The following is a 26,184-nucleotide window of genomic DNA, read 5'->3' as shown; positions in this document are numbered from 1 at the left end:
CAACCGCCCCGCTACACGTACCCCGCGATGTCGCCGACGACCGAGAACGCCAGCCCGTACGCGCTCATCCCCCGCCCGTACGCCCCGATGTGCGCCCCGCTCTGCGTCGACCCCGCCAGCGTCCAGCCGAACTCGGACTCGCGGTAGTGGAACGACACCGGGACACCGTCGACCGGCAGCGACAAGGCCGACCACGCGGGACCGTCCAGATCGTCGGCGAGTTCGAACGCTGCCTCCGTCTGCTGGTCCAGCCAGTCGTCACGCCGTGTGTGATCCATTTGCGGGGGCCATGTACAGGCGAGCAGACCGGACCCGGCCAGCCAGGCCGCGGATGAGACCGTGGTCGCGTCCAGAACCCCCTTGCCGTCACCGCTGCCCCGCACCGGGCTGCTGGCCACCGTCACGACGACGGCGAATCGTTGCTTCTGGGCACCCGAGCCGACCCGTACCAACGGCTCGTCACCGTGCCCGATGGAACCGTGCTGCACCGTGCCGTCCGCCGCGGTGCCCACCTGCATCAGCCAACGCGGCCCGGTGAAGGCCTCGTCCAGTCCGTACCAGGGAAACGGGGCTGCCAGATAACCGTCGACAGTACGCCGGGCCGCCGATACACCCTCTGCGGTGACTGTGCTCGGCGCACCTTCCGCGCCCACCCGACTCGTCGTCTCCATCTGCCCGGCCGCCTCCTCGATCCCTTGTGTCCGGAGCGGCCCGCCCTCCACGGGCGTCCTCACAGCCGGACAGATGGAGAATAGCCATACCGTCCGGCCGAGTCGGGATTGACTGCTGTCAGGTGGCGTCTGCGTCGAACGGCGGGTGGTCGGCCTTCGCGGGCTGTTCACGCTTCTGGAGCAGGTCCGGGGTACCGGCGGAGCCGTTGGACGCGGTGATCGCCGAACCGCTCGACACGCCGCTCAAGGAGCCCGCGGACTCCACGGCCGCGCTCTCCCGGCCGTTCACCGCGTCGGTGACCTCGGCCAGATCCTTGCGCAGATCGAAGCTGTCGCGGATCTCCTTCAGCCCCAGATCGTCATCGCCGTCCATGAGCTGCTTGCGGACAAACGTCTTGGGGTTGAGGTCCTCGAACTCGAAGTCCTTGAACTCCGGGCCGAGCTCCGTACGGATGTCCTCCTTGGCACTCTCCGAGAACTCACGGATCTTACGGACGAAGCGCGAGGCGTCCTGGATAACCTTGGGCAGCTTGTCCGGGCCGAAGATCAGCACGCCAAGGATCGCGAGCGTCACCAGCTCGAGTGCCCCTATGTCATTGAACACCTTGTTGCTCCTCGTGTTCTCCGAGACCAGGTCGGTTGTGGTCCGGACCCGGCACACGGTACCGGTCGAAACTGTCCGCGCGGTAGCGTCGCGTGGCCGTCACGTGCCGGTTGCCGAACCAAGAGTCAAAGAGATGGACAGGTCTTTACCACCGCGGGTCAGGCCGAGGTCCAGTCGGTCGCCGGGCCGGTGGGCGCGGATCTTCACGATCAGCTCCTCGCCGCTGTGCACCCGGCTGCCGTCCACCTCGGTGATGACGTCCCCCGGCTTGATCCCGGCCTTGGCCCCGGGGCCGTCGGGGGTCACCGCAGGCTTGCCGGCCGCACCCTTCGTACCGACCTTGGCGCCGTCCCCCGTGTACTTCATGTCCAAAGTGACGCCGATCACCGGGTGGGTGGCCTTTCCGGTGTTGATCAGCTCCTCGGCAACCCGCTTGCCCTGATTGATCGGAATGGCGAAGCCGAGTCCGATGGAACCCGCCTGTCCGCCCTCGGGGGTCGAACCGCTGTCGGCGGCACGGATGGCGCTGTTGATGCCTATGACATGGGCATCGGTGTCGACGAGCGGACCGCCGGAGTTGCCCGGGTTGATCGGGGCATCGGTCTGCAGCGCGTCGACGTAGCTGATGTCGCTGCCGTCGCCCTTCTCGCCGCCCGCGGTGATCGGCCGGCCCTTGGCGCTGATGATGCCGGAGGTCACGGTGTTGGACAGGTCGAAGGGGGCGCCGATGGCCACCACGGGGTCGCCGACCTGCACATTGTCGGAGTTGCCCAGTGGCAGCGGCTTGAGGCCGGAGACGCCGGTGACCTTGACGACGGCCAGGTCGTAACCACTGTCCTTGCCGACGACTTCGGCGCGCGCGGTCTCGCCGCCGCTGAACGTCACAGTGATCTCGCCGGAGGACCCGGCCGGGGCGACGACATGATTGTTGGTGAGGATGTGGCCGGATTTGTCGAGAACGAATCCCGTACCGGTGCCGGATTCACTGGTGCCGCTGACATGGAGAGTGACCACGCTGGGCAGGGCGCTGGCGGCGATGCCCGCGACGCTGTCCGGGGCGCGGTCGCCGCTGTTTCGGCCGGTCTGCGGAAGCTCGACCTGGGTGAGGCCGCCGTTGCGCTCGACGTAGGCGCCGATGCCGCCGCCGATGCCGCCCGCCACCAGTGCGAGCAGCACCGCACCGATGAGGAGGGAGCCGCGGCGGTTCTTCGTGCGGCCGCCGTCGGCCCCGAGCGGCGGGCCCGGGCTGGTCAGCGGCTGCCGGGGCGCACCCCAGGGGTCGTACTGGAGCCACTGCGCCGACTGGGGCTGCGCAGACGCATGGGTCGGGGGCGTGAAGCCGGGGGCGGGTGAGGTGGGTATGCCGGCGCCGCTCGTCCCCGCGTACTGCGGGGGTACGGGGGTGCCGTGTGCCGGGGTCGGGACCGGTCGCTGAACGGGTGGTGCGGGCGCCCAGGGGCCGGGGCCGCCGTACGGCGGGGTGCTGTACTCATCGGGCTCGTGCAGGGGCGCCACGGGCTGTGTGGCCGGTACGGACGCCACGGTCTCGGGTGCGGGCGGGGGTGTCACCGGCTCGGATGCCGACGGCTGGGGCAGCGCGTCGGCTGCGTGCGCTGTCGCCACGCCCGCCACGCCAGTCGCATCGGCCGTGGGCACCTCGTCCTCGGCAGGGGACGGCTCGTCCGGCGCATTGTGGGTGGCGCCCCCCGGTGTGGGCCGGCTCCACCACTTCGCCTTCGGCCCGGTCGGCTTCCCGTCTTCCATGCTCTCCCCGCAACTGCCGCAACTGGCCTCTGCACGCCCCGACAGGGACGTCCCTCCCGGAATTCCTCCCGGAATTCAACCAGGTTTGCGAATGTCTGCGCAGATCCCGGTCACCGGGGGGAGGGAATCGGCAGACCGCGATCGGCGGGGGTAGGAACGGCCGAGGCCGAGGGCGGCGTCCAGGGCGGCGGCGCTGAGGCGAGTCCGAGCACCTGGGTGAAGAGCGGGGTGGTGCCGGCCGGGCGTATCAGCGGTGGCACGGACACATTGGGAGGAACCTGAACGGCGAAGGTGTTTCCCGCGAGGCTTCCCGTGGAGACGAGGCTTCCCGTGGAGAGCAGCGCGGGAGCGGTGGAAGGCGCCACCGGTGTGGCCTCCTGCACGGTGGGCAGTGCTGGGGCAGCGGCTGCGGTCGAACGGCCGCCCGCCTCCGTCGCGGCAAGGGTGCCCTGGCTGCCACCGCCGCGGCGGCTCACCGCGCTGTCACTCTCGCTGCCTGATGCGGCGTCGGGCGTGTTCACCCCATTTCCGGCTCCTTCGGCCAGGGTCGAGGAGCTGGGACCCGCGCCCGTCGGCAGGGCACCGCCCAGGGCGATTGCCGCCAGCGATACGGCGCTGGCGGCTGCGAAGGCGAACCTCCGGCCGCGCCACGGCGACCGGTCCGACTCGCGGCCGACCTCATGGATCCGGAAGCCCGGACGGGAGGAGCCACCCGGCAGTACGGCGGTCGAGCCGTGCGAAGCCGGCAGGAAGCCGAAACTCCCCAGTGGCGAATTCTCCGGCGAATCCGAGCGGCTGCCGGGCGACTGGATCACGGGGAAGAGCCCGTCGGTGAAACGCCCGGAGCCGCCGAATGGTCTCCCCCGGTTGTCGTCGTCACCCCCAGGTCCCCCGGGAAGGCCCTGCAGCCGGGCGAGGAACCCCTCGGACGGCGAAGGCGGGGCCGACTGCGCGAAGACACTCTTCAGGCGCCGCTGGGCGGCAGCCTCGGCCTTGCACTTGGCGCAGGTCGCGAGGTGGGCGAGCACCCGCTCGCGGGCATCGTGTTTCAGCTCACCGTCGACAAGCGCGGCGAGCCGGTCCCCCAGATGCTGTTCCGCGGGGGACGGAACTGTGCCACTCACGCCGTTCCGCCCTCCACCGCCAGGATCGCGCCCGCCAGGGAACGCTGCTCGGCACGGGCCTCGGGCGAACGGTGCTTCAGCGCCTTGCGCAGGTGCGAGCGACCGCGGTGGATACGGCTGCGCACGGTGCCGAGCTTCACGCCCAGCGTCGCGGCGATCTCCTCGTACGAGAGGCCCTCGATGTCACAGAGCACCACGGCGGCACGGAATTCGGGCGCAAGGGTGTCCAGCGCCTGCTGCACATCCGCGTCGAAGTGGGTGTCGTTGAAGACCTGCTGCGGGGACGGCTCACGGCTCGGCAGCCGCTCGGCGGCGTCGTCGCCGAGGGAGTCGAAGCGGATCCGCTGCTTACGACGGACCATGTCCAGGAACAGATTGGTCGTGATGCGGTGCAGCCAGCCCTCGAAGGTGCCCGGCGTATAGGTCGACAGCGACCGGAACACGCGCACGAAGACCTCCTGCGTGAGGTCCTCCGCATCGTGCTGGTTGCCCGTCAGCCGGTAGGCAAGGCGATAGACACGGCCGCTGTGCGTGCTGACGATCTCTTCCCATGAGGGCGGCGTCCACGCCTGGGAGTCCGCGTCTGAGGCGAAGGTCGCGGTCGTTGCGGAGTGGTTGGAAGAACGGTCAGCAATGTTGATCACGGATTTCGGCTCACCCGCCGACCTGAGGAAGCGCCGCAGCACTCCTCCCCGATCCACAGGCGCAGCCGCACCTCCCCTATCGGCTCTGGTGGTGTCCAGTGGAGCCCCTACCATAGCGACCTCGCCCGTTAGCTCCGGATAAGCCTTTTTCCTGCTGGGGCCGGGGATCACCCCGGGAACCGTCGGCCCGTGGCTCCCGGACCCGATCTGCGGGCCGATTCCACGGGCTTCCCCCCGCCTCTGCTCAACGCCCGGTCCCATCTGCGGGTTCCCGGGTGCAGCGGATACAGTCACCGTTGCGCCAACTACGGGGACAGGAGAGGGTCATTACCGCCAACCGGCAGACGAGCTGGGCGTTCGCCGACGCCTTTGTCCCCGAGGACGAAGCCTTGCGCTGGGCCCGGGACCGGGCTCGGGAGGCAGGGCTCCGCTCGGTGTCGCCAGGTACCGGCGCCACGCTGCGCCTGCTCGCTGCCACGACGGACGCCAAAGCGGTGGCCGAGATCGGCACCGGGACCGGCGTGTCCGGACTCTATCTGCTGTACGGCATGCGGCCCGACGGGGTGCTGACCACGGTCGACCCGGAGCCGGAGCGCCAGCAGTTCGCCCGTGAGGTGTTCCGGGCCGCGGGGTTCGCCGCCAATAGGGCCCGCTTCATTCCCGGCCGCGCCCTGGACGTACTGCCGCGGCTCGCGGACGGCGGATACGACCTTGTGTTCTGCGACGGCGACCGGCTGGAGAGCCTGGACTGCCTCGCTGAATCGTTGCGCCTGCTGCGACCTGGTGGCCTGGTCTGCTTCGAGGGCGTCTTCGCGGACGGCCGTACGGTCGACTCGGCGGCGCAGCCCGCGGAGGTGCTGCGGCTGCGGGAGCTGCTGCGTGCGGTACGGGAGAGCCAGGAGCTGATCGCGACGTTGCTGCCGGTGGGCGACGGGTTGCTGTGCGCGGTGCGGCGGGGCTGAAGGGCCGGCGTGGCCCGGCGTCGGGCAGGGTCCTTGACCCGTGCCCGGGGACCAGGTGTGTCCTCAGGCGCAGGTCGGTCTTGGTTCTGTCGAGTTCGGATGCATCACTGCCCCGGCACGGACACCGTGCCGGGGCAGTGATGAAGTGTGGGCGCCTCTGTTCAGCCGACGACCTTCTTGAGGGCATCGCCGAGTGCATCGGCCTCGTCCGGAGTCAGCTCCACGACAAGCCGACCGCCGCCTTCGAGCGGAACGCGCATGACGATGCCCCGCCCCTCCTTTGTCACCTCGAGCGGGCCGTCGCCCGTCCGCGGCTTCATGGCCGCCATGCTCGTTCCCCTTCCTGAAACCAGCTCATCGCAACCGGCGGCCCCATGACAGGCGCTGTGTCACCGGCATCGAACACATTGCTTCTAAGCCATTATCCCGCATCACAGACCCCAATGACCAACATCGTTCGGCATCGCTTGCGCAACGCGCTCTCTCAAAACCACCCAATTCGGCGATCCAGCTGCGATACTCCGCCCCCTCCCCCCTTCCATCGGAGCGCAATTGTTAGATGCAGGTCACATGTCCGCTCCCGCCCGAGTCGGCCATGCTTGCCTGGACAGGCATTGCCCAAGGCGCAGAGGGGACAGCGAAATGGCCGACCAGATGGCGGACAGCGTGCTCTACGAAGTGAGCGACGGGCTCGCGGTGATCACCATCAACCGTCCCGACGCGATGAACGCCATGAACACCGCGGCCAAGGTGGCACTCCGTGACGCACTGAAGTCCGCGGCGGCCGACATCGCCGTGCGGGCTGTTCTGCTCACCGCGACCGGGCGCGCATTCTGCGTCGGCCAGGATCTCAAGGAGCACGTCGGCAAGCTCGACGAGGCCCGTGAGTCCGGCGGCGGCAACGCGCTGAGCACCGTGCAGGAGCACTACAACCCGATCGTGCGGGCCATCACCGAGATGCCCAAGCCGGTCGTCGCCGGGGTGAACGGTGTCGCCGCCGGTGCCGGTTTCGGGTTCGCGCTCGCCTGCGACTACCGGGTGGTCGCCGACACCGCCTCGTTCAACACCTCCTTCGCCGGGGTCGCACTCACCGCCGACTCGGGCGTCTCCTGGACGCTGCCCCGCCTGATCGGGCAGGGCCGCGCCGCCGACCTGCTGCTCTTCCCGCGCTCGATCTCCGCGCAGGACGCCCATGAGCTGGGCATCGTGAACAAGTTGGTGCCCGCCGCCGACCTGGCCGCGGAGGCCGCCGCGGTGGCCCGCACCCTGGCGTCCGGCCCCACGGTGGCGTACGCCGCGCTCAAGGAGTCCCTGGCCCACGGCGCCAATCACACGCTGAGCGAGGCGCTGGAGAAGGAGGACGAACTCCAGACGAGGGCGGGGGCGTCCGAGGACCACATGATCGCGGTGCAGGCGTTCCTGAACAAGGAGAAGCCGAAGTACATCGGCCGGTAGCAGCCGGCCGGGTCTACGCCCCGGTGCCGCGCGCCACGCAGTCGGCCAGGTGGTCGTCGACCAGGCCGCATGCCTGCATCAGGGCGTAGGCCGTCGTGGGACCGATGAAGCGCAGGCCGCGCTTCTTGAGGTCCTTGGCCAGCGCCGTGGATTCAGGGGTGACCGCGGGCACGTCGCCGATGGTGCGCGGGGCCGGGCGGCCGACCGGATCGGGGGCGTAGGACCAGATCAGTTCGTCCAGCTCGCCGGCGCGCCAGCCGGCCAGCACCTTGGCGTTGGCGAGGGTGGCCTCGATCTTCGCCCGGTTGCGGATGATGCCGGCGTCGGCGAGGAGGCGCTCCTTGTCGGCGCCGGTGAACTCCGCCACCGCGGGGATCTTGAATCCGGCGAAGGCGGAGCGGAAGCCCTCCCGGCGGCGCAGAATCGTCAGCCAGGAAAGTCCCGACTGGAACGCCTCCAGGCAGAGACGTTCGAAGAGGGCGTCGTCGCCGTGGACAGGGCGGCCCCATTCGGTGTCGTGGTACGTGAGGTAGTCCTCGGTGGAGAGCCCCCACGGGCAGCGCAGACCGCCGTCCGGGGCCGCTTCTGTGCCACCGCTCATCGCTGGGGCTCCTCTCCGGGGCGCTCCGTCTGCCGCGGGTCCTGCCCGGGGTCTTTCCGAGGCGCCTCCCACGGTGCCCTCGGACGGTCCTCGGGCCGCTCCCCCGTCGGCTCCGGCCGGTCCTGCGGCCGCTCGAGGAGATCGGGGCGGCCGGCCGCGGTCGCCTGCGCGCCGGCCAGCGCCGACTGCAGTTCCGCGATCCGCGCGTCCCGCTCGGCGAGCTCGGCGCCGAGCCGGCCGAGCGCCTCGTCGACATCCGTCATGCGGTAGCCGCGTACGGCCACCGGCAGCCGCAGCGCCTCGACGTCCTCGCGGCCGACCGGGCGCGTCGCGGGCAGCGGGTCGGTCAGCTGCTCGGGCGCCACGTCCTGCAGGACCGTGCTCTTCCCCCCGCCGAGCACCGCGAGGGTGACCGCAGCCACGACCACCACCATCGCCAGCAGCAAGAACCAGAACACGCGTATCTCCCCGGGAGCGGAAACCTGTCCGGGTCCGATCGTGCCATGCGGCGGTGACAGTGACGATCTCGCCCGCGATTGGCAGTGGAAGAAGGAGCGGTTTCTGGGGCCTTCGAATCCAAGGCGGAGGAGGGAGGCGACGCGGAGCGTCGGCGACTGACGACAACGCCGGAGGCGGAGGTCCCAGACGCCGCGACGCCGCTGACAATCGTGGGCGAGATCGTTAGGGTCGCAGGCGACCCACGGGGCGATCTACCAGAGGAGAAACACGGGATGCGAAGCGGTGCGCTCAGGCTGGGGCGGCGTGAATTCGGTGCGCACGAACCGGTGATCATGGCGATCGTGAACCGTACCCCGGACTCCTTCTACGACCAGGGCGCGACGTTCCAGGACGAGCCGGCACTGGCCCGGGTCGAGCAGGCGATCGCGGACGGCGCGGCGATCGTCGACATCGGGGGTGTGAAGGCGGGACCAGGTGAGGAGGTGACCGCCGAGGAGGAGGCCCGTCGCACGGTGGGTTTCGTCGCGGAGGTCCGGCGCCGCCACCCGGATGTGGTGATCAGCGTCGACACCTGGCGCCACGATGTCGGCGAGGCGGTCTGCGAGGCCGGCGCGGATGTGCTGAACGACGCCTGGGGCGGAGTGGACCCGAAGCTCGCGGAGGTCGCCGCGCGGTACGGCGCCGGGCTGGTGTGTACGCACGCGGGCGGCGCCGAGCCGCGGACCCGGCCGCACCGGATCGCGTACGACGACGTGATGGCGGACATCCTGCGGGTGACGGTGGGGCTGGCCGAGCGGGCGGTCGGACTCGGGGTGAGGCCGGACGGGATCATGATCGACCCCGGTCATGACTTCGGGAAGAACACCCGGCACTCACTGGAGGCGACGCGCCGGCTCGGCGAGATGACGGAGACCGGCTGGCCGGTCCTCGTATCGCTGTCCAACAAGGACTTCGTCGGGGAGACGCTCGACCGGCCGGTGAAGGAACGGGTCATCGGGACGCTGGCGACGACGGCCGTGTCCGCATGGCTGGGGGCGCAGGTGTACCGGGTGCACGAGGTGGCGGAGACACGGCAGGTGCTGGACATGGTGGCGTCCATCGCGGGGCACAGGGAGCCGGCCGTCGCGCGGCGCGGGCTGGCGTGAACGGATCGGGGCTCCGCCGCGGACCCCGCTCCTTCTCCCCCCATTCAGCCGGTCGGCTTACCGGTATTTACCGGTCGGCCTCAATCGCCGGAAGGGCTTGAGGATGTCCGGGCGGAGACCCCGGTTCTACCGGCCGACCTCCTTCGTCACGAGGTCGACCGCCTCGTCCACGTCGTCCGTGACATGGAACAGCAGCAGGTCGTGCTCGGACGCCTTGCCCTGCGCCACCACCGTGTCCCGCAGCCAGTCCACGAGTCCGCTCCAGTACGCGGTGCCGAACAGCACGATCGGAAAGCGGGTGACCTTGCCCGTCTGGACGAGGGTGAGGGCCTCGAACAGTTCGTCAAGCGTGCCGAGGCCGCCGGGCAGAACGACGAATCCCTGGGCATACTTCACGAACATCGTTTTTCTGACAAAGAAGTACCGGAAGTTGACTCCGATGTCGACGTGCGGGTTGAGGCCGGACTCGAAGGGCAGCTCGATACCGAGGCCGACCGAGACGCCCTTCGCCTCCCGTGCCCCCTTGTTCGCCGCCTCCATGGCTCCGGGGCCGCCTCCGGTGATCACCGCGAAGCCGGCCTCGACCAGGGCCTTGCCGATCCTTACGCCCGCCTCGTAGTCCGGTCCGCCGGCCGGGGTGCGGGCCGAGCCGAAGACGCTGATGGCGCTCGGCAGCTCGGCGAGGGCGCCGAATCCTTCTACGAACTCCGACTGGATGCGCATCACCCGCCATGGGTCGGTGTGCACCCACTCGGAGTCCCCCTCGGTGTCCAGCAGCCGCTGATCGGTGGTGCCGGGCTGCACCTGCTCCCTGCGGCGCAGTACCGGGCCCTGCCGCTGCTCCTCGGGGACGTGCGCTCCTTCGAAGTTGCCCATGACCTGCTCCCTCCGACGACGATCGATGACCACCTGTTTCAGGTCAGGGTAGATCGATGGAGGTTACGGACAGAGGAATACCGTCGGTCAGCTGGTAAGCCATGAGCGGAGCCGCTCCTCGCAGTGGGTGATCCGGTCGACCGCCACGTGCTCGTTGCGCTTGTGCGCGAGGAGCGGGTCGCCGGGGCCGTAGTTCACCGCAGGGACGCCGAGGGAGCCGAAGCGGGAGACATCGGTCCAGCCGAACTTGGGCCGGGCGGTGCCGCCGACCGCCGCCATGAATGCCTTGGCCGCGGGGTGGGCGAGGCCGGGCATGGCAGCGCCCGAGTGGTCGTCGACGGTGAATTCGGCGACGCCGCAGTCCGCGAAGACCTCGTGGACGTGGGCCAGCGCCTCCTCGGCGGTGCGATCGGGGGCGTACCTGTAGTTCACGACAACGGTGCAGGCATCGGGGATGACGTTGTTGGCGACGCCGCCCTCGATCCGTACCGCGTTCAGGCCCTCTCGGTACTCGAGACCGTCGATGACCGGCCGGCGCGGTTCGTACGCGGCGAGGCGGGCGAGGACCGGGGCGGCGGCATGGATGGCGTTGGCTCCCATCCAGCTGCGTGCGGAGTGGGCCCGCTCCCCTTCCGTGCGGAGGAAGACCCGCAGGGTGCCCTGGCAGCCGCCCTCGACCTGGCCGTCGGAGGGCTCCAGGAGGACGGCGAAGTCGCCCGCCAGCCACTCGGGGTGGGCGTCGGCCACATGACCGAGCCCGTTGAGGTGCGCTGCGACCTCTTCGTTGTCGTAGAAGACGAAGGTGAGGTCGCGGTTGGGCTCGGGCACGGTCGCGGCGATCCTCAGCTGGACGGCGACGCCCGATTTCATGTCGGAGGTGCCGCAGCCCCACAGCACGCCGTCGTCGTCGAGCCGGGACGGCACGTTGTCGGCGATCGGCACGGTGTCGATGTGTCCGGCGAGCACGACCCGCTCGGCACGGCCCAGGTTCGTCCGGGCCACGACGTTGTTGCCGTGCCGGTCGACGGTCAGATGCGGAAGGGTTCGCAGCGCCGACTCGATCGCGTCGGCGAGCTCCTCCTCCTGACCGCTGACCGACGGGAAGTCGACGAGCCGGGCGGTGAGCGCCGGGCCGTCCAGGGTGAGGTCAAGGGTGCTTTCGGGCATGAACCGACCCTAAAGGACTGGGCCCTCGGCCTCGGGCGGGCACTCCAGTACGGTGGCTCCGTGCCCCGGACCGTCTCCCCCGCCCGCCGACACACCGGCCGCAGCCGCCTCTTCCGTATCGCGGCCGCCTTTTTCGTACTCGCCGCGCTGGGCGGCTATCTGACCATGCAGTACATAACCGGCAGCAAGGTGTCCCAAGGCTGCACCGTGGAGTCCGCCGACGGCTCGGCCGGCAAGGGCCGTACGTATCGGATGAGCCCGGAACAGGCTTCGAACGCCGCGACGATTGCCGCGGTCGGCACCTCGCGAGGACTGCCGGAGCGGGCGGTGACGATCGCGCTGGCGACCGCGTTGCAGGAGTCCGGGCTGCGCAATATCGAGCACGGCGACCGGGACTCGCTGGGGCTGTTCCAGCAGCGCCCTTCGCAGGGCTGGGGCACCGAGAAGCAGATCCTGGACCCGGTCTACTCCGCGGGGGAGTTCTACCGGCATCTGGCCGAGATCCCCGGCTATTCGCGGCTGCCGCTGACGGTCGCCGCGCAGCGGGTCCAGCGCAGTGGTTTCCCGCAGGCGTACGCGAAGCACGAGCCGGACGCGGCGTTGCTCGCGGCCGCGCTGACCGGCCGTACGCCTGCCGCGCTGAGCTGCACGCCGCCACGGACGACGGCTGCGAAGGCCGACGCGGCGAAGGTGCGGGCGGAACTGGTGCGCACCTTCGGCAAGGACGTACTGCCCGCGCAGAAGCCGTCGCCGGAGAACGGGACGGGCGCGGCCGGTGCGTCGGCGACGAGCACGGTCTCGGTGCCGGTGCGGGCGGCCCACGCCTCCGGGGGCGACGACTCGGCGCGGCGCGGCTGGGAGCTCGCGCACTGGGCAGTCGCGCAGTCCGAGGTGCTCCACCTGGACGAAGTCGCGTACGCGGGCCGGGTGTGGAAGGCCGGGTCGGGCTGGCAGACGGAGGGGGAATCGGGCACCACCGAGGTCCGCATGCGGCTCGCGCCCTGAGGACGTGTGTCGCGGCACCAGGGCGTGTGTCCGGATTCCTCCGCTGTGGATTATGTGACGCATTGCCGACTCTTTACCGCGGCTCACCGCAACCTCCCCCGCCCTCACGACGGTTGTCATTGCGTCCGATCAACGGCCAGACAGATTCCTCATCCCGTCGAAGGAGCATCATGTCCCTCCCCCTGACCCGCCGGATCGCCCGTGCCGCGCTGCTGATCGCCGCGGGTGCCGCCCCCGTGGTCGGCGCGGCCGGTGCCGCAGGTGCCGCGGAGCTCCCGCAGGCCCCTGAGCTCGGCGGTCTGACCACCGTCGACGGCACCGGTTTCGGCAAGACGGTCGACGGCGCGTCCAAGCAGGGCACCAAGACGGCGGGCGGGACCGGCGGCAAGATCGTCGGGACGACCCTCCCGACCGCGGGCAAGACCGTCGGCAAGGCCCGCACCCAGGCCGCCCCCGCCGTGCAGAACGCCGCCGGCGGTGGCGCGGGCAGCGCGGGCGGGCTCCTCGGCGGCGCCACCGGCGGTGCACCCAAGGGCGGCCTGCCCACCCAGGGCCTGCCGATCGGCTGACCCGATCCGTCGGCACATCACGCGCGAGGGGCCTCGGGAGTGCGCACTCCCGAGGCCCCTCGCGCGTGTACTGCCTGCTATCGGGCCAGCCGCTTGACCGCGGCGGCCACCCGCTCGTCCGTCGCCGTGAACGCGACGCGTACGAAGCGGTCACCGGCCGTCCCGTAGAAGTCGCCCGGCGCCACCAGAATGCCGAGCCCGGCCAGGTACGCCACGGTCTCCCAGCACGGCTCGTCGCGCGTCGCCCACAGGTAGAGGCTCGCCTCGCTGTGCTCGATCCGGAAGCCGTGCGCCTCCAGCGCCGTGCGCAGGGCCGCGCGCCGGTCCGCGTACCTGGTCCGCTGCTCGGCGACGTGCTCGTCGTCGCCGAGCGCCGCGACCGTCGCCGCCTGGACAGGGGCCGGCGTCATCATTCCGCCGTGCTTGCGGAGCAGCAGCAGTTCGCCGAGCACAGCCGCGTCACCCGCGATGAAGGCCGCGCGGTATCCGGCCAGGTTGGAGCGCTTGGAGAGCGAGTGGACGGCGACGATGCCGTCGTACGTACCACCGCAGACATCCGGGTGCAGCACGGAGACGGGCTCGGCCTCCCAGCCCAGCTCCAGGTAGCACTCGTCGCTGAAGACCAGCACGCCGTGCTCGCGCGCCCAGGCGACGATCCGGATCAGCTCGTCCTTGGACAGGACGCGGCCGGTCGGGTTGGACGGCGAGTTGAGCCAGAGCAGCTTCAGGCCGGCCGGGTCCAGCTCCGTCGGGTCGTCGTAGACGACGGGCTCGGCGCCGCAGAGCCGTGCGCCCACCTCGTACGTCGGATAGGCGAGGCGGGGGTACGCCACCTTGTCGCCCGCACCGAGACCGAGCTGGGTCGGCAGCCAGGCCACCAGTTCCTTGGAGCCGACGACCGGCAGGACGTTCTCGTGCGCCACCCCGACCGCGCCGAGCCGCCGCTCCACCCAGCCGGTGATCGCGTCACGCAGTTCGGTGGTCCCCCACACCGTCGGATAGCCGGGGCTGTCCGCGGCGGCGACGAGCGCCCGCTGGATCAGCTCGGGCACCGGGTCGACGGGCGTGCCGACGGACAGGTCCACGATGCCGTCCGGGTGGGCGGCGGCCGTCGACTTGCAGGGCGCGAGCTTGTCCCAGGGGAAGACCGGGAGACGGGAGGAGACTGCGGACACGGATCTCTGCTTTCTCGTACGGGAGTTCCGAGGGTCGCTCCGAGGGTCACTCGGGGCGCTCGGGCGCGAAAACACCTCGGTCCCGCACGGTGACGAGCCGTACGGGACCGAGGCGACGCACGTGCCGGCCGCTGACTACTGGTTCTGCGGCGGCAGCGCGGCGATGAACGCGTGGTCGCGTTCGATCAGGCCCAGCTTGGAGGCACCACCGGGCGACCCGAGGTCGTCGAAGAACTCGACGTTCGCCTTGTAGTAGTCCTTCCACTCCTCCGGGGTGTCGTCCTCGTAGAAGATCGCCTCGACCGGGCACACTGGCTCACAGGCTCCACAGTCGACGCATTCGTCCGGGTGGATGTACAAGGACCGCTGGCCCTCGTAGATGCAGTCGACGGGGCACTCTTCGATGCAGGCCTTGTCCTTTACGTCGACACAAGGCTGCGCGATGACGTAGGTCACGCTGTCGTTCCTCCTCGGTAGGGCGTTGGCTCTCGCGCGGGGCGCGGCGTCGTCGATGCCCCCACCTAGTATCTCCGTTCCCGGGCACGAACCGAACAGGAGGGGCTGAGAGAACTGTGGAATTCACCATCGGCGGACAACTCGAAGTCCGAATCACACCGGCCGATGTGGGCAAACGGGTATCAGTCCGGCGTACGACCGAGCGTGGCCCACAAGGACCGAAGTTCACCGACACGGTCGGTGTTCTCACATCGTGGGACAGCGGTGTGCTGTCGATCACAACGAAAAGCGGAGACTCCATCCGCATCGCGGAATCGACGCTGGTGGCGGGCAAGGTCGTGCCCTCCGCCCCTGCCCGGCGGCGCGGCCCCGCGGCCTCCTTCGACGAGCTCGCGCCCATCTGCGCCCGTGCCTGGCAGCCGGTGGAGAGCGAGCCGCTGGGCGACTGGCAGCTGCGCGCCGCGCAGGGGTTCACCCGGCGCGCCAACTCCGTGCTGCCGCTCGGCGATCCGGGCCTGCCGCTCGACGAGGCGCTCGGGCGCGCCCGGCAGTGGTATGGGGAGCGGGGCCTGCCCGCGTACATCCAGACCGCGACCGGCGCCGAGGGCACCCAGGAGCAGCTCTGCGCGGAGCTGGAGCAGCGCGGATGGCGGCGCGAGGTGACGGCGGAGGTACGGATCGCCGCGCTGGCACCGATCGGTGATCTTGACGCGGATGTGTCGGGGGTTCGGCTGAGCCGGGACCTCGACGAGACGTGGCTCTCCCGCTATCAACGCTTCGACACCCCGGGGCCGCACGTCCTGGAGGTGCTGCGCGGTGGTCCCTCGGTGTGGTTCGCGTCGGTGCCCGGTGACACCGGGGGCGCGGCGCCCGCGGCGATCGGGCGGTGCGTGGTGGACGGGCGGTGGGCCGGTTTCATGGCCGTCGAGGTCGGTCCCGCGTACCGGCGCCGCGGGCTCGCCACCGCCGTGATGACCGCGCTCGCCCGCAAGGCCCTGGACGAGGGCGCGTCGGCGGCGTGGCTCCAGGTGGAGACGGACAACGAGGGTGCGCGGGGGCTGTACGAGGGCATGGGGTTCGCGGTCCATCATCTGTATCACCACTTCCGGTCGGCCTGACGGAGACGGACGAACCCGATGAATCCTCACCACCCCGAGCAGCCCGAGCGCCCCGGCCTGGACGAGCTGCGCCGGCAGTTCGCCGAGGAGGCGCGCGCCGAGCGGCCGGACCTCGCGCTGCTCTGCCTGTTGCTGGGCGCGGTGGCCGACCCGGCACTGGACGCGAACGGGATCGACGCGGCGCAGATCGACCTGGACGAGCTGGCAGGCCGGCTTCCGTACGGGGCGCGGGGCGGCCGGGCCTGGGCCTTCGCCCTTGCCGAATTTCTCGGCGAACGGTGCGGTTTCGCGGGCTCGTCGGCGGACTACCAGCGGCTGGAGTCGTCGCTGCTGCACGAAGTGCTGCGCCGGCGTCGCGGGCTGCCGATCCTGCTGTCCGTGGTGTGGATCGAGGTCGCGCGGCGGGCGGGCGCTCCGGTATACGGGGTGGCGCTGCCCGGTCACTTCGTCGTCGGGTTCGGTGATCCTTCGGAGCGGGTGCTGGCCGACCCGTTCGACGGTGGCCGGCCGATGACCGGGCAGGACGCGGAGCTGCTGGTGGCGGGGGTGACCGGGCAGCCGCTGGAGGAGTCGATGCTGGTGCCCGCGCGGCCGCTGGAGATCGTGCTGCGGATCCTGAACAACATCAGGGCGTGGGCGGCGGCCCGTCCGGAGCGGACGGATGTGGCGCTGTGGGCAGTGGACCTGTCGCTGCTGCTGCCCTCTCATCCGGCCAGGCTGCGCTACGAGCGGGCGCAGCTGCTCGTACAGAGCGGGCAGTTTCTGCGCGGGGCGGCGGAGATGGAGGAGTACGCGGATGTGGTCGACAGGGTCGAACCCGAGGCGGCGGAGGCGATCCGGCGACGGGCGCGGGCGGCGCGGGCGCTGCTGAACTAAGGGCTGTCCCGTAATCCGTGGTGGTCGGCGCGCGGTGCATCGCAAGGCGGAGGGACGCCCGAATACTGGATGTATTGGGGCGTTCCGACAACGCGGCGAGGATGGGGCCTCCCCTGCTCGAGCGCAGCCGAGAGCTTGGGGAAGCAGCTGCCGTCGCGCGCCCACCAGGGACTACGCGGGACAGCCCTTAGTGGCGGCGCCAGAATTCCCGGATTCAGCAGGTGCACGAAGCTCCCTGTTTTTCGAGATCGGTGGAAATTCAGCCTGAATGAACATGCGAGTTCCGCATGTGATCTTCTCCTCGGCCGATCGAGTGCCGCGAGGAGTACAGCAGGGGTCCGCCCCGCAAAGCGATCGATTCACAGGCCCGTCCGCCCCTCCCTCCACCTTCACATACGGCGATCGAAAAACAGCTCGGGCATCGGCGCATCACAAGCGCCGCCAAATGGATTCAAAGTCGGCTCCGGGCGGCGCTTCACCGAGGCATCGCGCACGCACAGAACTGACCTCAACTCCACATCTACTGCGATGTGTTGGCGTTCACTGAGCGATCATCGCAGGCCGGGGCAGCGATCGCCTCACCGGTCAGAAAAGCTGGCAAACGAGTGGACCGCCGCTACCCAAACCTCACGCGGCGCCGAATGCGCGCCAACGGGGTGATTATCAGTATTTCGCCACCCGAAGGGCTCACGACATGATCCTCACGCGGCATTTCCCGTTGGCGTAAATCCACATTTTGACTGACGGTGGATCACGTCGCTACTGCGCCACAATGAGTCGGCATCCAGCCACTCTTCGCAGCTGCGGCGAAAGGAATGTGTTCAGATGCGCTCTGCCCGCACACTGTTCGCTACGGCCGCTGTTACGGCGGTCCTTGCCATTACCGGTCCCTCCGCCTACGCCATGATCTCGGCAGCGGACTCGGGACACAGCAACGGACCCTCGTCCTCACGCGGCGACGAGCGCGGAGGGTCCGACTCCGACGAAGGCGGCCGCGGCGGCGACGAAGGCGGTCGTGGCGGCGACGAAGGCGGCGACGAGGGTGGCCGCGGCGGCGACGAGGGTGGCCGCGGCGGCGACAAGAGCGGCGACGACGAGGGCGGTCGTGGCGGCGACAAGAGCGGCGACGACGAGGGCGGTCGTGGCGGCGACAAGAGCGGCGACGACGAGGGCGGTCGTGGCGGCGACGAAGGCAGCAGCGGCGACGAGGGCGGCCGCGGCGGCGACGAAGGCAGCAGCGGCGACGAGGGCGGTCGTGGCGGCAACGAAGGCAGCAGCGGCAGCGGCAAGGGCGACCAGGCCGGCAACCAGGGCAACCAGGCCGGCAACCAGGCCGGCAACCAGGGCAACCAGGCCGGCGACCAGGGCGAGAGCAAGCCCAGCGGCGGCGTCCACACCGGTGGCGGCTTCATGGCCGGCGTCCTCGCCGACCGCGGCGGCGACAAGGGTGACCGCGGCGGCGACGAAGGCAGCGACGAGGGTGGCCGCGGCGGCGACGAAGGCAGCAGCGGCGACGAAGGCAGCAGCGGCGACGAAGGCAGCAGCGGCGACGAGGGTGGCCGCGGCGGCGACGAAGGCAGCAGCGGCAGCGACAAGGGCGACCAGGCCGGCGACCAGGGTAACCAGGCCGGCGACCAGGGCGACCAGGCCGGCGACCAGGGCGACCAGGCCGGCGACCAGGGTAACCAGGCCGGCGACCAGGGCGACCAGGGCAACCAGGCCGGCGACCAGGGCAACCAGGCCGGCGACCAGGGTGAGAGCAAGCCCAGCGGCGGCGTCCACACGGGTGGCGGTGGGATGGCGACGACCAGCAGCAGCCTGGCCGCCGGCTCGGCGCTGCTGATCGGTGGCATCGGCGTCGGTGCGTACAAGCTGCGCCGCCGTCAGTCGTCGGGGGGCTCGATCGCCTGACCGGAGACCCAACGGCTGACCGGTCGTTCATCTGTCGCGGCCGTCGTCCCTCGGGGCGGCGGCCGCGACGGCTTCGTCCGCACACCCCTGCACCCCCTGTGCCACTTGTTTCCCCTCCCCTCCCCCTCCGTCTCCTCCTTCCCCCTTCTCCGCAACACCGCACAACCGCACAACCGAAAGGCACGTTCCCATGGCCGCCTCGCAGTCGCCCGGCTCCACCCCATCCCGGACTGCCCCCCGAACCACACTGAGCCGCGCCTTGATGTGGCCCGCCATGGCAGCCGGGCTCGGCATGCTCCTCATCTACGACACCATCAACCCCTCGGTCGACGACAAGCCACCGACCCCGCCCGTCGCCATCGCGCCCGTCGTACCCGAGGTTCTCGGCTCCCATACCGCCCCCCGTCCCGTCACCCCGTCGAAGTCCGCCCCGTCGAAGTCCGCCCCGTCGAAGTCCGCCCCGTCGAAGTCCGCCGTCGGCCCTGCGATGTCGCGCTCCGTCCCGAAGCAGCTGCAGATTCCGTCCCTTGCCATCAACGCACCGTTCACCAAGCTGTCCATCGGCCCCACCGGTCAGCTGAACCCGCCGCCGCCGAACGACAGCAACCTGGTGGGCTGGTTCAAGGGCGGTGTCACCCCCGGTGAGCGCGGTACCTCGATCGTGGCGGGCCATGTCGACACGACAACCGGTCCTGCCGTGTTCCTCCAGCTCCAGTTCCTCAAGCCCGGTTCCACGGTCAACATCATCCGCGCCGACGGCTCGGTCGCCACGTTCCGGGTCGACTCCGTCGAGACATTCAGCAAGGCGAAGTTCCCGAACAAGCGGGTCTACGCCGACACCCCGGACGCACAGCTGCGCCTGATCACGTGCGGAGGCCCGTACAACAGGGCCATCAAGGACTACGAGGACAACGTGGTGGCCTTCGCCCACCTCGATTCCTCCAAAAACGGCTGAGGCAGTCGGCACCGCGCCGCAGCCATTCACCGGCCGGAAAATCCTACGGGGCGGCGCGGACCGTGAGTCCGCACCGCCCCGACCGGCTTTCCGCGTACCGGAGTCGGCCGACGTGCCCGCATCCGCAGGCCCGACCGGTCCCCATGGCCGACGGACAAGGCTTGGCCGCCTCAGCACCGAGCGCATGCCGGGCCGCCGCCCCATACGGCCCGCCTCCCTTGTGGCGCCCGCATACATGCCCTCCCACTCACGCCTCTGCCTAACGTGTGCGCCGCGCCGGACAGCGTCATGAAGCGTGGACAAGGGAGCCAGGACATGCGGTACAGACGAAGCCTTGAAGGCCGGTGGCGGCTGCTGCTCGCCCTCCTGATCGCAGTGGTGGCCGGACTGCCGGCCGCCGGTGGCACCGCGGCCGCCGCCGAGCAGCCCCCCTACCTCACCCTTGAGGCGAGTTACGGAGCGGGCACCGTCACCAACGGCTGGGAGAAGGTGGAGCGTTATCTCGACACCACCACCGGATTCCGTACCGAGGGCTACCCGCCGGATGGCCGCGGCGACCAGGACGGAAAGCGCGTGACGTACTTCGGCGGCGTCTCCCGCCCGTACTCCGGCCGCTTCCTGCTCTACTCGGCCCCCGGCTGGAACACCGGCACCCGCACCACGCCCGTCCTCCTCGTGCACGGCGCGAACGACACCGCGGACCGCGCCTGGGCCAACCCGGGTGAGTCGGGCGGCTACGGCTGCGGCACCATGTCCTGCCCGTCCACCGGGCTGATGCAGGACCTGTCCGCGCGCGGCCATCGCGTCTTCGCCGTCGGCTTCGCCCACAAGCAGGGCGACAACCTGATGCAGGCCCAGATCGTCGGCGACGCGATCGCCGTCATCAAGGCGAAGCTGGGCGTGAGCAAGGTCGATCTGGTCGGCTGGAGCAAGGGCGAGATGTCGACCCGCGCCTACGTCTCCTCCGTCAAGCCGAGCTGGGGCCGGGCCTACGCCGGTGACGTACGGAAGCTGATCACACTCGGCGGCCCGAACGGCGGCTACGACTACCCCTACGCACACGGCTGGGCGCACGACTTCTCCATCTGGCCGGAGTGCGGAGGAAAGATCAACGCCCCCTCCCCGCACTCCCGTATGACCTGCTACGGCCTCTACACCGCGCACCCCGAGTTCTCCATGACTCCCTCTGACGGCCACGACAACTACCCCGGCCAGCGCCAGATGCTGGCCCGCTGGGACGGCGTGTACGGAGTCGACGGCGCCGCACAGGACTGGTACACGACGTACTACGGCGGCCAGGGCTTCTACACCGCGGGCACCGGCATCCAGGCCGCCATCGACGCCGGCTCGCTGATCGCGCCGCTGCACAGCGCCGGAGTACCCGCCTCCGTCACCACCTATCTGCTGGCCGGCGGATCCCCCAACATCGTCGGCATCTTCAACGAGAACCGCGGACCCAGCGACGGCGTCGTCTTCATCTCCAGCGCACTCGACACCACCGGCATCCCCACGGTCGGCGGCAAGGCCACCATCCTGACCGCCAACCACCTCCAGCTGGGCTGGCACAGCTCAGCCACCGCCCAGGTCGCCACCTGGCTCTCGTGAAGGACCTGACATGACCGCACTCCGTACCCGCCGCGTCCCCACCGAGCGGCTCACCCAGCAGATCACCGATGTCCGGGACGAGGGCGAACCGGTCGTCTTCATCCACGGCAACGTCTCGTCCTCCGCGTTCTGGCGCACCACCCTGACCGGCCTCCCGGACCGCTACCGCCCCATCGCCGTGGATCTGCGCGGCTTCGGCGGCACCGACCCGCTGCCCATCGACGCGACACGCGGCGTGCGCGACCACGTCGACGACCTCGCCGCACTGCTGGCCGCCCTCGGCGTCGACCGGGCACACCTGGTGGGCTGGTCCATGGGCGGGGGCGTGGTCATGCAGTACCTGTGCGACCATCCGGACGCGGTGCGGTCCGTGACCCTGATCAGCCCGGTCTCCCCGTACGGCTTCGGCGGTACGCAGGGGGTGGAGGGAACCCTCAACTCCGAGGACGGGGCAGGCTCGGGCGGCGGCACGGCCAACGCGGAGTTCGTCGCGCGGCTCGCCAAGGGCGACCACGGCGAGGACTCCCCGCTCTCACCTCGCTCCGTCCTGACGAACTGCTACGTCAAGCCGCCGTGGCGCCCCGAGCACGAGGACGAGTACGTCGCGTCCATGCTCACCACGCGTATCGGCGACGACCACTACCCGGGCGACAGCACGGCGTCCCCCGCCTGGCCGGGCGTCGCACCCGGCACCCGTGGAGTCCTCAACTGCCTTTCTCCGCTCTATTTCCGCATCGACGACTTGCACCTGATCGACCCCAAGCCTCCGGTGCTGTGGATACGCGGCGAGGACGACCTGATCGTCTCGGACACCTCGATGTTCGACCTGGCGCACCTGGGCTCGATCGGCGAGGTGCCGGGCTGGGACGGGACGCCCGCCCAGCCGATGGTCGCTCAGACACGCCACGTCCTGAACCGCTACGCGGCACAGGGCGGCCTGGTGCGGGAGGTCGCCGTGCCCGGCGCCGGGCACTCGGTGCATCTGGAACGCCCCGACGAGTTCGGCGCGGCACTGCTGGGAATCCTGTCGGCATAACGGTATGCGTCACTGATCAGACAGCGCCAACGACCTCGCCCCCGGCCGGGTTTCCGGACGGGGGCGAGGACGCGTTGCGGCTCGCGGCGGTGGGGCGGGTTATCCGTTGCCGCCGAGGTCGATGGTGACGGTCCGCTCGGCGGGGGTCTTGCCGAGCAGCGCCGTCTGCATGGCGTGTGCCACGTCGTCCGCACTCAGCTGGTGCTGCTTGCCGTCACCCTTGGTGATCATGATGCCGTCGAAGACGCCGTCGCAGAGGGTGTCGATGGCCTTCTTGTCGTAGTGCTCGACCAGTCGGCCGTTGACCGGCACCATCGTGAGGATCTGTGGCAGCGACTTTTCCGGGCCGAACGGGATCTGCTTGGGTCCGGCCTTGATGGTGATCATGCCGGACATCGCGGGCTCCGCGAACTCCTTCATCGCCCGGTCCAGTTCGGCCTGGTCGATGGTGGGCTCGCGGGTGGTGACGGGCAGTTCGACGGTGCTTGCCCGGCCGGTCTCCACCTGGGTCCGGTACGCGTCGCGCACCGAGGTCATCGACTGCTTGACGTCCAACGCCTTGCCCGACTTGCCGGGTACGGCGACGGCCTTGCCCGGCTCGAACTTGATCGTGCCGTCGGTGGCCGTGCCGGAGACGCCCGCCAGATCCGTCAGCGCGACACCGAGCTTCTCCTCGTCGACCGGGAGCACCGGGTCGACGGTGCGCTCGCCGCCGAAGAGGGAGCCGATGACGGAGACCGGGTTGTAGTCGCTGCCCGCTGCGGAGCGCACGGTCTCCTGACTGTCCAGGCTCAGCCCGGCCTTGTCCGGTGCGAGTTCGGTCTTCTTGCCGTCCACGGACAGCTGGAGGGGTGCTTCGGCGCGCTTGCCGAGCGCGGCGTCCAGTTTCGCGACGCCCTCCTCCTTCGTGCCGCCGCCGATGTCGACGCCGAGGACGGTGGTGCCCTTGGGGACGTCCGAGTGGTTCATCAGCAGTCCGGCGCCGTACGCGACAGCGAGCAGACCGACGACACCGGCGCAGAGGAGCACCAGCTTGGAGCGGCCCTTCTTCGCCGGCGCGGGCGTCGGCGTGGGGCGGTCGGCGGCGGGGGTGGGCGAGGGGGCGACGGGACCGCCGCGTCCTGCCGGTCCGGTGCCCATCGCGTCGTCCGCGCTACGGGGCGCCAGATCGGGACGCCCGCCACCGGGGCCGCCGGGGCTCGGGAACGGCGAGTGATGCTCCGGCGGAACGACGGGGAGGCCGCTGGTGAGCGTGTCACCGGAGACATTGCCGCCGGGCCCGGCGGAGGCCGGGGCCGCGAACTGGGGCGTCAGTACCGCCGTGTCGTCGGACATCCGCGGCGGGACGCCACCGGTGGTGCCGGGGCCCTGCGAACCCGCGGGACCGTCGGAGCCCCCCGGACCGCCGGGGCCGGGGCCGGGGCCGCCCGCTCCGTCGAGGTTCGGGGTGAGGGACGAGGTGCCGGTGACCGGGCCCGTGGTGGGTCCGGAGGGGCCCGGCGTACGCACCCCGAGGTTCGGCGTAGGGCGCGGGCCGGCTGCGGGGCCCGCAGGGCCGCCGGGGCGGGGTGCGTCCTGGTCGCCCGTGGGCTGCGGGCCGTCCGAGAAGTACGGCAGGCCAGCGCGGGGCGGGGTGGGCGCCTCGCCCGTGGGGCCATCGGCGCCGGTCGCGCTGCCGCCGACGACCGAGGTGTTCGTGGGGGCCTTGCGCGGGGCGAACCAGTCGCTGCTGCTCTTCTCCCTGGCCGGCTTGTCGGCAGCCGGTTCCACGGGCACGGAACCGGCTTTCGCCTCGGCGCCCGGCGCGGCGTCGCCCGCACCCGACGTGCCGCCCGGCGCGGGCGTGCCGGGGCGCGGGATGGTGGCCGTGCGCTCGGCATCGGTGGTGTCGGCGTCGCTCATGGGCGTACGCATGACAACCGGCGGAATGGGACGCGATCCCGGAATGTTGATCCGGATGCGCGTTGTCAGCGTCGTCTCGGTCCTCGGCGCCTCGGACTGAGGCCGGTCCGCAGGCTCCGGGGCGTCCTGCGAAGGGTGCGGCGACGGATACTGGCGGGATCCGTACGGCGGCGTCCCCGAGGGGTACGCGGCTCCTCCGCGCCCCCGGGACCCGGAGGACGAACTGTCAGTTTCACGACTCAAAGCAGGTTCTCCCGATTGGCTCCGCGCCCGTACTTCCCCCATGCCGCAGGCCAGGGGACGGCTCGGCGCGCGAACCACTTTACTGGCCGCCGCCGACAGGCACCCCGCGACCGGGGGAAACGACAGCGTGACCCCCGGACGGACAAGGGGCATTACGGGATCGGACGTGGCACATTACTTGCCAGATCGGCCGCTGTCGGCGCCCGGTTGGGGTGACCGCGACATGGTGGCACAGATCACAGCGATCGCCATCCCGCCCAGCAGGTAGAGCGTGAGGCCCAATTCATCACCGAAGACATAATCGCCCTCCGGTCGTCCGCCAAGCAGAACAACGATCGAAATCAGCCAGCCCGCCGCGGGTGCCAGGGTGCCGAGCTGGGTGCCGAAGACGCATCGCCCGCCGTAGAACAGTCCGGCGCAGGCGGCCAGCGCGAGCAGCAACCCGGCCGGGAACCAGGCGGCTTGGACGAGCGCCCCGGTGATCCCGACGAGCACGCCGAGCACGGCGAGGCCCGCATAGGCGGCGATCCGCCCGGGGTTGAGGGGCGCGGCGAGACCTGCGCCCCGAACGTCCCTGGAGGGCGGGCCGGTGTGCGGTGTGCGCTGCTTGCCGCTCACTGTTCCGCCCCCGGTACACCGGCGAACAGATCGTCTTCGCGCGCCCCTTGAGGGGCTCCGGAGGCACCGTGTACCAACTCGTAGTACTCGGTGGTGAAAACGGGCTGCCCGAGGTCGTTGGAGAGGGCGAAGAAGGAGCCGTCCACGGTGATCTGCGTGGCATGGGCCCGCATCGCCGCACCCTTGGCCGCCGCATGGGCGGAGCCGTCGATCTGCGCGGTGATCCTCGTGTCGTCGACCACACCCGGCACGTCGTCGATGGCGGCGATCCCCGGGAAGGCGTCCGGCGCCGTGTCCCGCAGGCGTGCGAAGCCCTCTTCGGCGACCGAACGCGGCATCCGGTTCCAGTAGATCTTGGCGACGGCGTGCACCGCGCCCGATCCGGTGCGATACGCGGGATCGGCGGCAAGCGACGCGGCGCGCATCGCCACGCGGTGCGCCTGGATGTGGTCGGGGTGCCCGTAGCCGCCGTCGGGGTCGTAGGTGACGAGGACCTGCGGGCGCACCGAGCGGATCACCTCCACGAGGTACCCGGCTGCGTCGTCCACGTCCGTGTCCCAGAAAGCTCCGGGGCGGTGGTTCTGCTCGGCGCCCATCATTCCGGAGTCGCGGAAGCGTCCCGGGCCGCCGAGGAGCCGGTGGTCGGTGACCCCGAGCTCCTTCATCGCCGCGGCAAGTTCGCCCTGGCGGTAGGGGCCCAGGGCGTCGTCCCGGTCTGCCGCGAGATGGGCGAGCGCGGGCGGAATGATCTCGCCCTCCTCGCCGAGTGTGCAGGTCACCAGGGTGACCTGGGCACCCTCGGCCGCATACCTGGCCATGGTGGCGCCGTTGTTGATCGACTCGTCGTCGGGGTGCGCGTGCACCAGGAGCAGACGCCGGGCGGGATGGTCCGTCATGGGGACCACCCTACGAGACAGCTCCTGAAGCCGGCCGCGACCGCACACCGGCCGCCGACGAGCCGGGGCTCAGAACTTGAGGCTTCCGATCATGCTGGCCACATTGGTGGTCAGGTTCGAAATGCTCGGCGCGATGGACGAGCTGGCGAGATAGAAACCGAGCAGCCCGCAGACCAACGCATGTCCGGCCTTCAGTCCGGATTTGCGGATCAACAGGACGACGACGATCGCCAGCAGCACCACCGCCGAAATCGAGAGTGCCACGGCGGTTCACCTCCATCAGTACGGTCGGGACGGGCAGCACACATGGAGCCAGCAGGTTCATACCCGCCAAGCGCTACGGATCA

The 26,184-nt window shown here is 70.5% G+C and carries 28 protein-coding genes; 10 read left to right on the top strand and 18 right to left on the bottom strand.

What is annotated here, in order from left to right; translation table 11 throughout:
- Positions 1-11: 11 nt before the first annotated feature.
- The 5 genes from ACH4EW_RS10040 to sigE all read right to left on the bottom strand — a co-directional run bounded on the left by ACH4EW_RS10040 (position 12) and on the right by sigE (position 4,921).
- On the bottom strand, positions 12-671 hold the full coding sequence (locus tag ACH4EW_RS10040; RefSeq protein WP_398253984.1) for a hypothetical protein: 660 nt from the start codon (positions 669-671) through the stop codon (positions 12-14).
- Between the two features lie 118 nt (positions 672-789).
- Positions 790-1,275, bottom strand: a complete 486-nt coding sequence (locus tag ACH4EW_RS10035) for a sec-independent translocase (RefSeq protein ID WP_398253982.1) — start codon at positions 1,273-1,275, stop codon at positions 790-792.
- 99 nt (positions 1,276-1,374) lie between these two features.
- Complete coding sequence (locus tag ACH4EW_RS10030) at positions 1,375-3,039, bottom strand: trypsin-like peptidase domain-containing protein (protein ID WP_398253980.1); 1,665 nt, start codon at positions 3,037-3,039, stop codon at positions 1,375-1,377.
- Positions 3,040-3,149: 110 nt separating this feature from the next.
- Complete coding sequence (locus ACH4EW_RS10025; protein WP_398253978.1) at positions 3,150-4,163, bottom strand: zf-HC2 domain-containing protein; 1,014 nt, start codon at positions 4,161-4,163, stop codon at positions 3,150-3,152.
- Positions 4,160-4,921: an RNA polymerase sigma factor SigE gene (sigE, locus tag ACH4EW_RS10020; RefSeq protein ID WP_398253976.1), complete on the bottom strand. Its 762-nt coding sequence runs from the start codon at positions 4,919-4,921 to the stop codon at positions 4,160-4,162. Before sigE ends, ACH4EW_RS10025 begins: the two co-directional genes overlap by 4 nt.
- A 182-nt stretch (positions 4,922-5,103) precedes the next feature.
- Between sigE and ACH4EW_RS10015 the strand changes: the two genes are divergently transcribed.
- The gene (locus ACH4EW_RS10015; protein ID WP_398253974.1) at positions 5,104-5,769 is read left to right on the top strand and encodes an O-methyltransferase; all 666 of its coding nucleotides are present in this window, start codon (positions 5,104-5,106) and stop codon (positions 5,767-5,769) included.
- A gap of 161 nt (positions 5,770-5,930) precedes the next feature.
- Here the strand turns inward: ACH4EW_RS10015 and ACH4EW_RS10010 are convergent, their stop codons facing one another.
- Complete coding sequence (locus tag ACH4EW_RS10010) at positions 5,931-6,098, bottom strand: DUF3117 domain-containing protein (protein ID WP_003966491.1); 168 nt, start codon at positions 6,096-6,098, stop codon at positions 5,931-5,933.
- A 313-nt stretch (positions 6,099-6,411) separates the two neighbouring features.
- Between ACH4EW_RS10010 and ACH4EW_RS10005 the strand changes: the two genes are divergently transcribed.
- A complete protein-coding gene (locus ACH4EW_RS10005) occupies positions 6,412-7,224 on the top strand; it encodes an enoyl-CoA hydratase/isomerase family protein (protein ID WP_398253972.1) in 813 nt (270 codons plus the stop codon).
- 13 nt (positions 7,225-7,237) lie between these two features.
- Here ACH4EW_RS10005 and ACH4EW_RS10000 read toward each other — a convergent pair whose 3' ends face one another.
- Together ACH4EW_RS10000 and ACH4EW_RS09995 are read right to left on the bottom strand one after the other, a co-directional pair.
- Complete coding sequence (locus ACH4EW_RS10000; RefSeq protein WP_398253970.1) at positions 7,238-7,825, bottom strand: DNA-3-methyladenine glycosylase I; 588 nt, start codon at positions 7,823-7,825, stop codon at positions 7,238-7,240.
- Positions 7,822-8,283 carry a DivIVA domain-containing protein gene (locus tag ACH4EW_RS09995; RefSeq protein WP_398253968.1) on the bottom strand — a complete coding sequence of 154 codons (462 nt, stop codon included), beginning with the start codon at positions 8,281-8,283 and terminating at the stop codon, positions 7,822-7,824. The genes ACH4EW_RS10000 and ACH4EW_RS09995 overlap by 4 nt, the downstream gene beginning before the upstream one ends.
- A 273-nt stretch (positions 8,284-8,556) precedes the next feature.
- Between ACH4EW_RS09995 and folP the strand changes: the two genes are divergently transcribed.
- A complete protein-coding gene (gene folP, locus ACH4EW_RS09990) occupies positions 8,557-9,429 on the top strand; it encodes a dihydropteroate synthase (RefSeq protein WP_398253966.1) in 873 nt (290 codons plus the stop codon).
- 126 nt (positions 9,430-9,555) lie between these two features.
- Here folP and ACH4EW_RS09985 read toward each other — a convergent pair whose 3' ends face one another.
- Positions 9,556-10,305 (bottom strand): TIGR00730 family Rossman fold protein, encoded by a 750-nt coding sequence (locus ACH4EW_RS09985; protein WP_398253964.1) that lies wholly within the window; start codon positions 10,303-10,305, stop codon positions 9,556-9,558.
- A gap of 87 nt (positions 10,306-10,392) precedes the next feature.
- The gene (gene dapE / locus ACH4EW_RS09980; protein WP_398253962.1) at positions 10,393-11,472 is read right to left on the bottom strand and encodes a succinyl-diaminopimelate desuccinylase; all 1,080 of its coding nucleotides are present in this window, start codon (positions 11,470-11,472) and stop codon (positions 10,393-10,395) included.
- A gap of 60 nt (positions 11,473-11,532) precedes the next feature.
- On the opposite strand from dapE, the gene ACH4EW_RS09975 reads away from it, so the two are divergent.
- Both ACH4EW_RS09975 and ACH4EW_RS09970 read left to right on the top strand, forming a co-directional pair.
- Positions 11,533-12,477, top strand: a complete 945-nt coding sequence (locus tag ACH4EW_RS09975) for a hypothetical protein (protein WP_398253960.1) — start codon at positions 11,533-11,535, stop codon at positions 12,475-12,477.
- Between the two features lie 170 nt (positions 12,478-12,647).
- Positions 12,648-13,046, top strand: a complete 399-nt coding sequence (locus ACH4EW_RS09970; protein ID WP_398253958.1) for an ATP-binding protein — start codon at positions 12,648-12,650, stop codon at positions 13,044-13,046.
- 77 nt (positions 13,047-13,123) lie between these two features.
- On the opposite strand, the gene dapC is transcribed toward ACH4EW_RS09970, so the two are convergent.
- Together dapC and fdxA are read right to left on the bottom strand one after the other, a co-directional pair.
- Positions 13,124-14,221 (bottom strand): succinyldiaminopimelate transaminase, encoded by a 1,098-nt coding sequence (gene dapC, locus ACH4EW_RS09965; protein WP_398253956.1) that lies wholly within the window; start codon positions 14,219-14,221, stop codon positions 13,124-13,126.
- A 135-nt stretch (positions 14,222-14,356) separates the two neighbouring features.
- Positions 14,357-14,677, bottom strand: coding sequence for a ferredoxin (fdxA, locus tag ACH4EW_RS09960; RefSeq protein WP_018956287.1), 321 nt, complete (start codon positions 14,675-14,677; stop codon positions 14,357-14,359).
- 116 nt (positions 14,678-14,793) lie between these two features.
- On the opposite strand from fdxA, the gene ACH4EW_RS09955 reads away from it, so the two are divergent.
- Positions 14,794-15,795, top strand: coding sequence for a GNAT family N-acetyltransferase (locus ACH4EW_RS09955; RefSeq protein ID WP_398253953.1), 1,002 nt, complete (start codon positions 14,794-14,796; stop codon positions 15,793-15,795).
- An 18-nt stretch (positions 15,796-15,813) separates the two neighbouring features.
- On the top strand, positions 15,814-16,671 hold the full coding sequence (locus ACH4EW_RS09950) for a tetratricopeptide repeat protein (protein WP_398253952.1): 858 nt from the start codon (positions 15,814-15,816) through the stop codon (positions 16,669-16,671).
- A gap of 948 nt (positions 16,672-17,619) precedes the next feature.
- Here ACH4EW_RS09950 and ACH4EW_RS09945 read toward each other — a convergent pair.
- Both ACH4EW_RS09945 and ACH4EW_RS09940 read right to left on the bottom strand, forming a co-directional pair.
- A complete protein-coding gene (locus ACH4EW_RS09945) occupies positions 17,620-18,453 on the bottom strand; it encodes a hypothetical protein (RefSeq protein ID WP_398253951.1) in 834 nt (277 codons plus the stop codon).
- A 432-nt stretch (positions 18,454-18,885) separates the two neighbouring features.
- The gene (locus tag ACH4EW_RS09940) at positions 18,886-19,116 is read right to left on the bottom strand and encodes a pentapeptide repeat-containing protein (RefSeq protein WP_398253950.1); all 231 of its coding nucleotides are present in this window, start codon (positions 19,114-19,116) and stop codon (positions 18,886-18,888) included.
- Between ACH4EW_RS09940 and ACH4EW_RS09935 the strand changes: the two genes are divergently transcribed.
- The 3 genes from ACH4EW_RS09935 to ACH4EW_RS09925 all read left to right on the top strand — a co-directional run bounded on the left by ACH4EW_RS09935 (position 19,070) and on the right by ACH4EW_RS09925 (position 22,178).
- Positions 19,070-19,537 carry a class F sortase gene (locus tag ACH4EW_RS09935; RefSeq protein ID WP_398253949.1) on the top strand — a complete coding sequence of 156 codons (468 nt, stop codon included), beginning with the start codon at positions 19,070-19,072 and terminating at the stop codon, positions 19,535-19,537. The genes ACH4EW_RS09940 and ACH4EW_RS09935 overlap by 47 nt on opposite strands.
- Positions 19,538-19,852: 315 nt before the next feature.
- The gene (locus ACH4EW_RS09930; protein WP_398253947.1) at positions 19,853-21,142 is read left to right on the top strand and encodes an esterase/lipase family protein; all 1,290 of its coding nucleotides are present in this window, start codon (positions 19,853-19,855) and stop codon (positions 21,140-21,142) included.
- Between the two features lie 10 nt (positions 21,143-21,152).
- Positions 21,153-22,178, top strand: coding sequence for an alpha/beta fold hydrolase (locus tag ACH4EW_RS09925; protein WP_398253945.1), 1,026 nt, complete (start codon positions 21,153-21,155; stop codon positions 22,176-22,178).
- Positions 22,179-22,277: 99 nt separating this feature from the next.
- On the opposite strand, the gene ACH4EW_RS09920 is transcribed toward ACH4EW_RS09925, so the two are convergent.
- The 4 genes from ACH4EW_RS09920 to ACH4EW_RS09905 form a co-directional block, all read right to left on the bottom strand.
- Positions 22,278-24,080 (bottom strand): peptidoglycan binding domain-containing protein, encoded by a 1,803-nt coding sequence (locus ACH4EW_RS09920; RefSeq protein ID WP_398253943.1) that lies wholly within the window; start codon positions 24,078-24,080, stop codon positions 22,278-22,280.
- 417 nt (positions 24,081-24,497) lie between these two features.
- A complete protein-coding gene (locus tag ACH4EW_RS09915; protein ID WP_398253941.1) occupies positions 24,498-24,941 on the bottom strand; it encodes a DUF6113 family protein in 444 nt (147 codons plus the stop codon).
- Positions 24,938-25,837, bottom strand: a complete 900-nt coding sequence (gene mshB / locus ACH4EW_RS09910) for an N-acetyl-1-D-myo-inositol-2-amino-2-deoxy-alpha-D-glucopyranoside deacetylase (RefSeq protein ID WP_398253939.1) — start codon at positions 25,835-25,837, stop codon at positions 24,938-24,940. The genes ACH4EW_RS09915 and mshB overlap by 4 nt, the downstream gene beginning before the upstream one ends.
- Positions 25,838-25,906: 69 nt before the next feature.
- Entirely contained in the window at positions 25,907-26,101 is a 195-nt protein-coding gene (locus ACH4EW_RS09905) for a hypothetical protein (RefSeq protein WP_398253938.1), read from the bottom strand.
- Positions 26,102-26,184 lie beyond the last annotated feature (83 nt).

Origin of the sequence: Streptomyces sp. NPDC018000 (assembly GCF_044328025.1) — a bacterium.
GTDB lineage: Bacteria > Actinomycetota > Actinomycetes > Streptomycetales > Streptomycetaceae > Streptomyces.
This window is presented reverse-complemented; position numbering and strand designations above follow the sequence as displayed.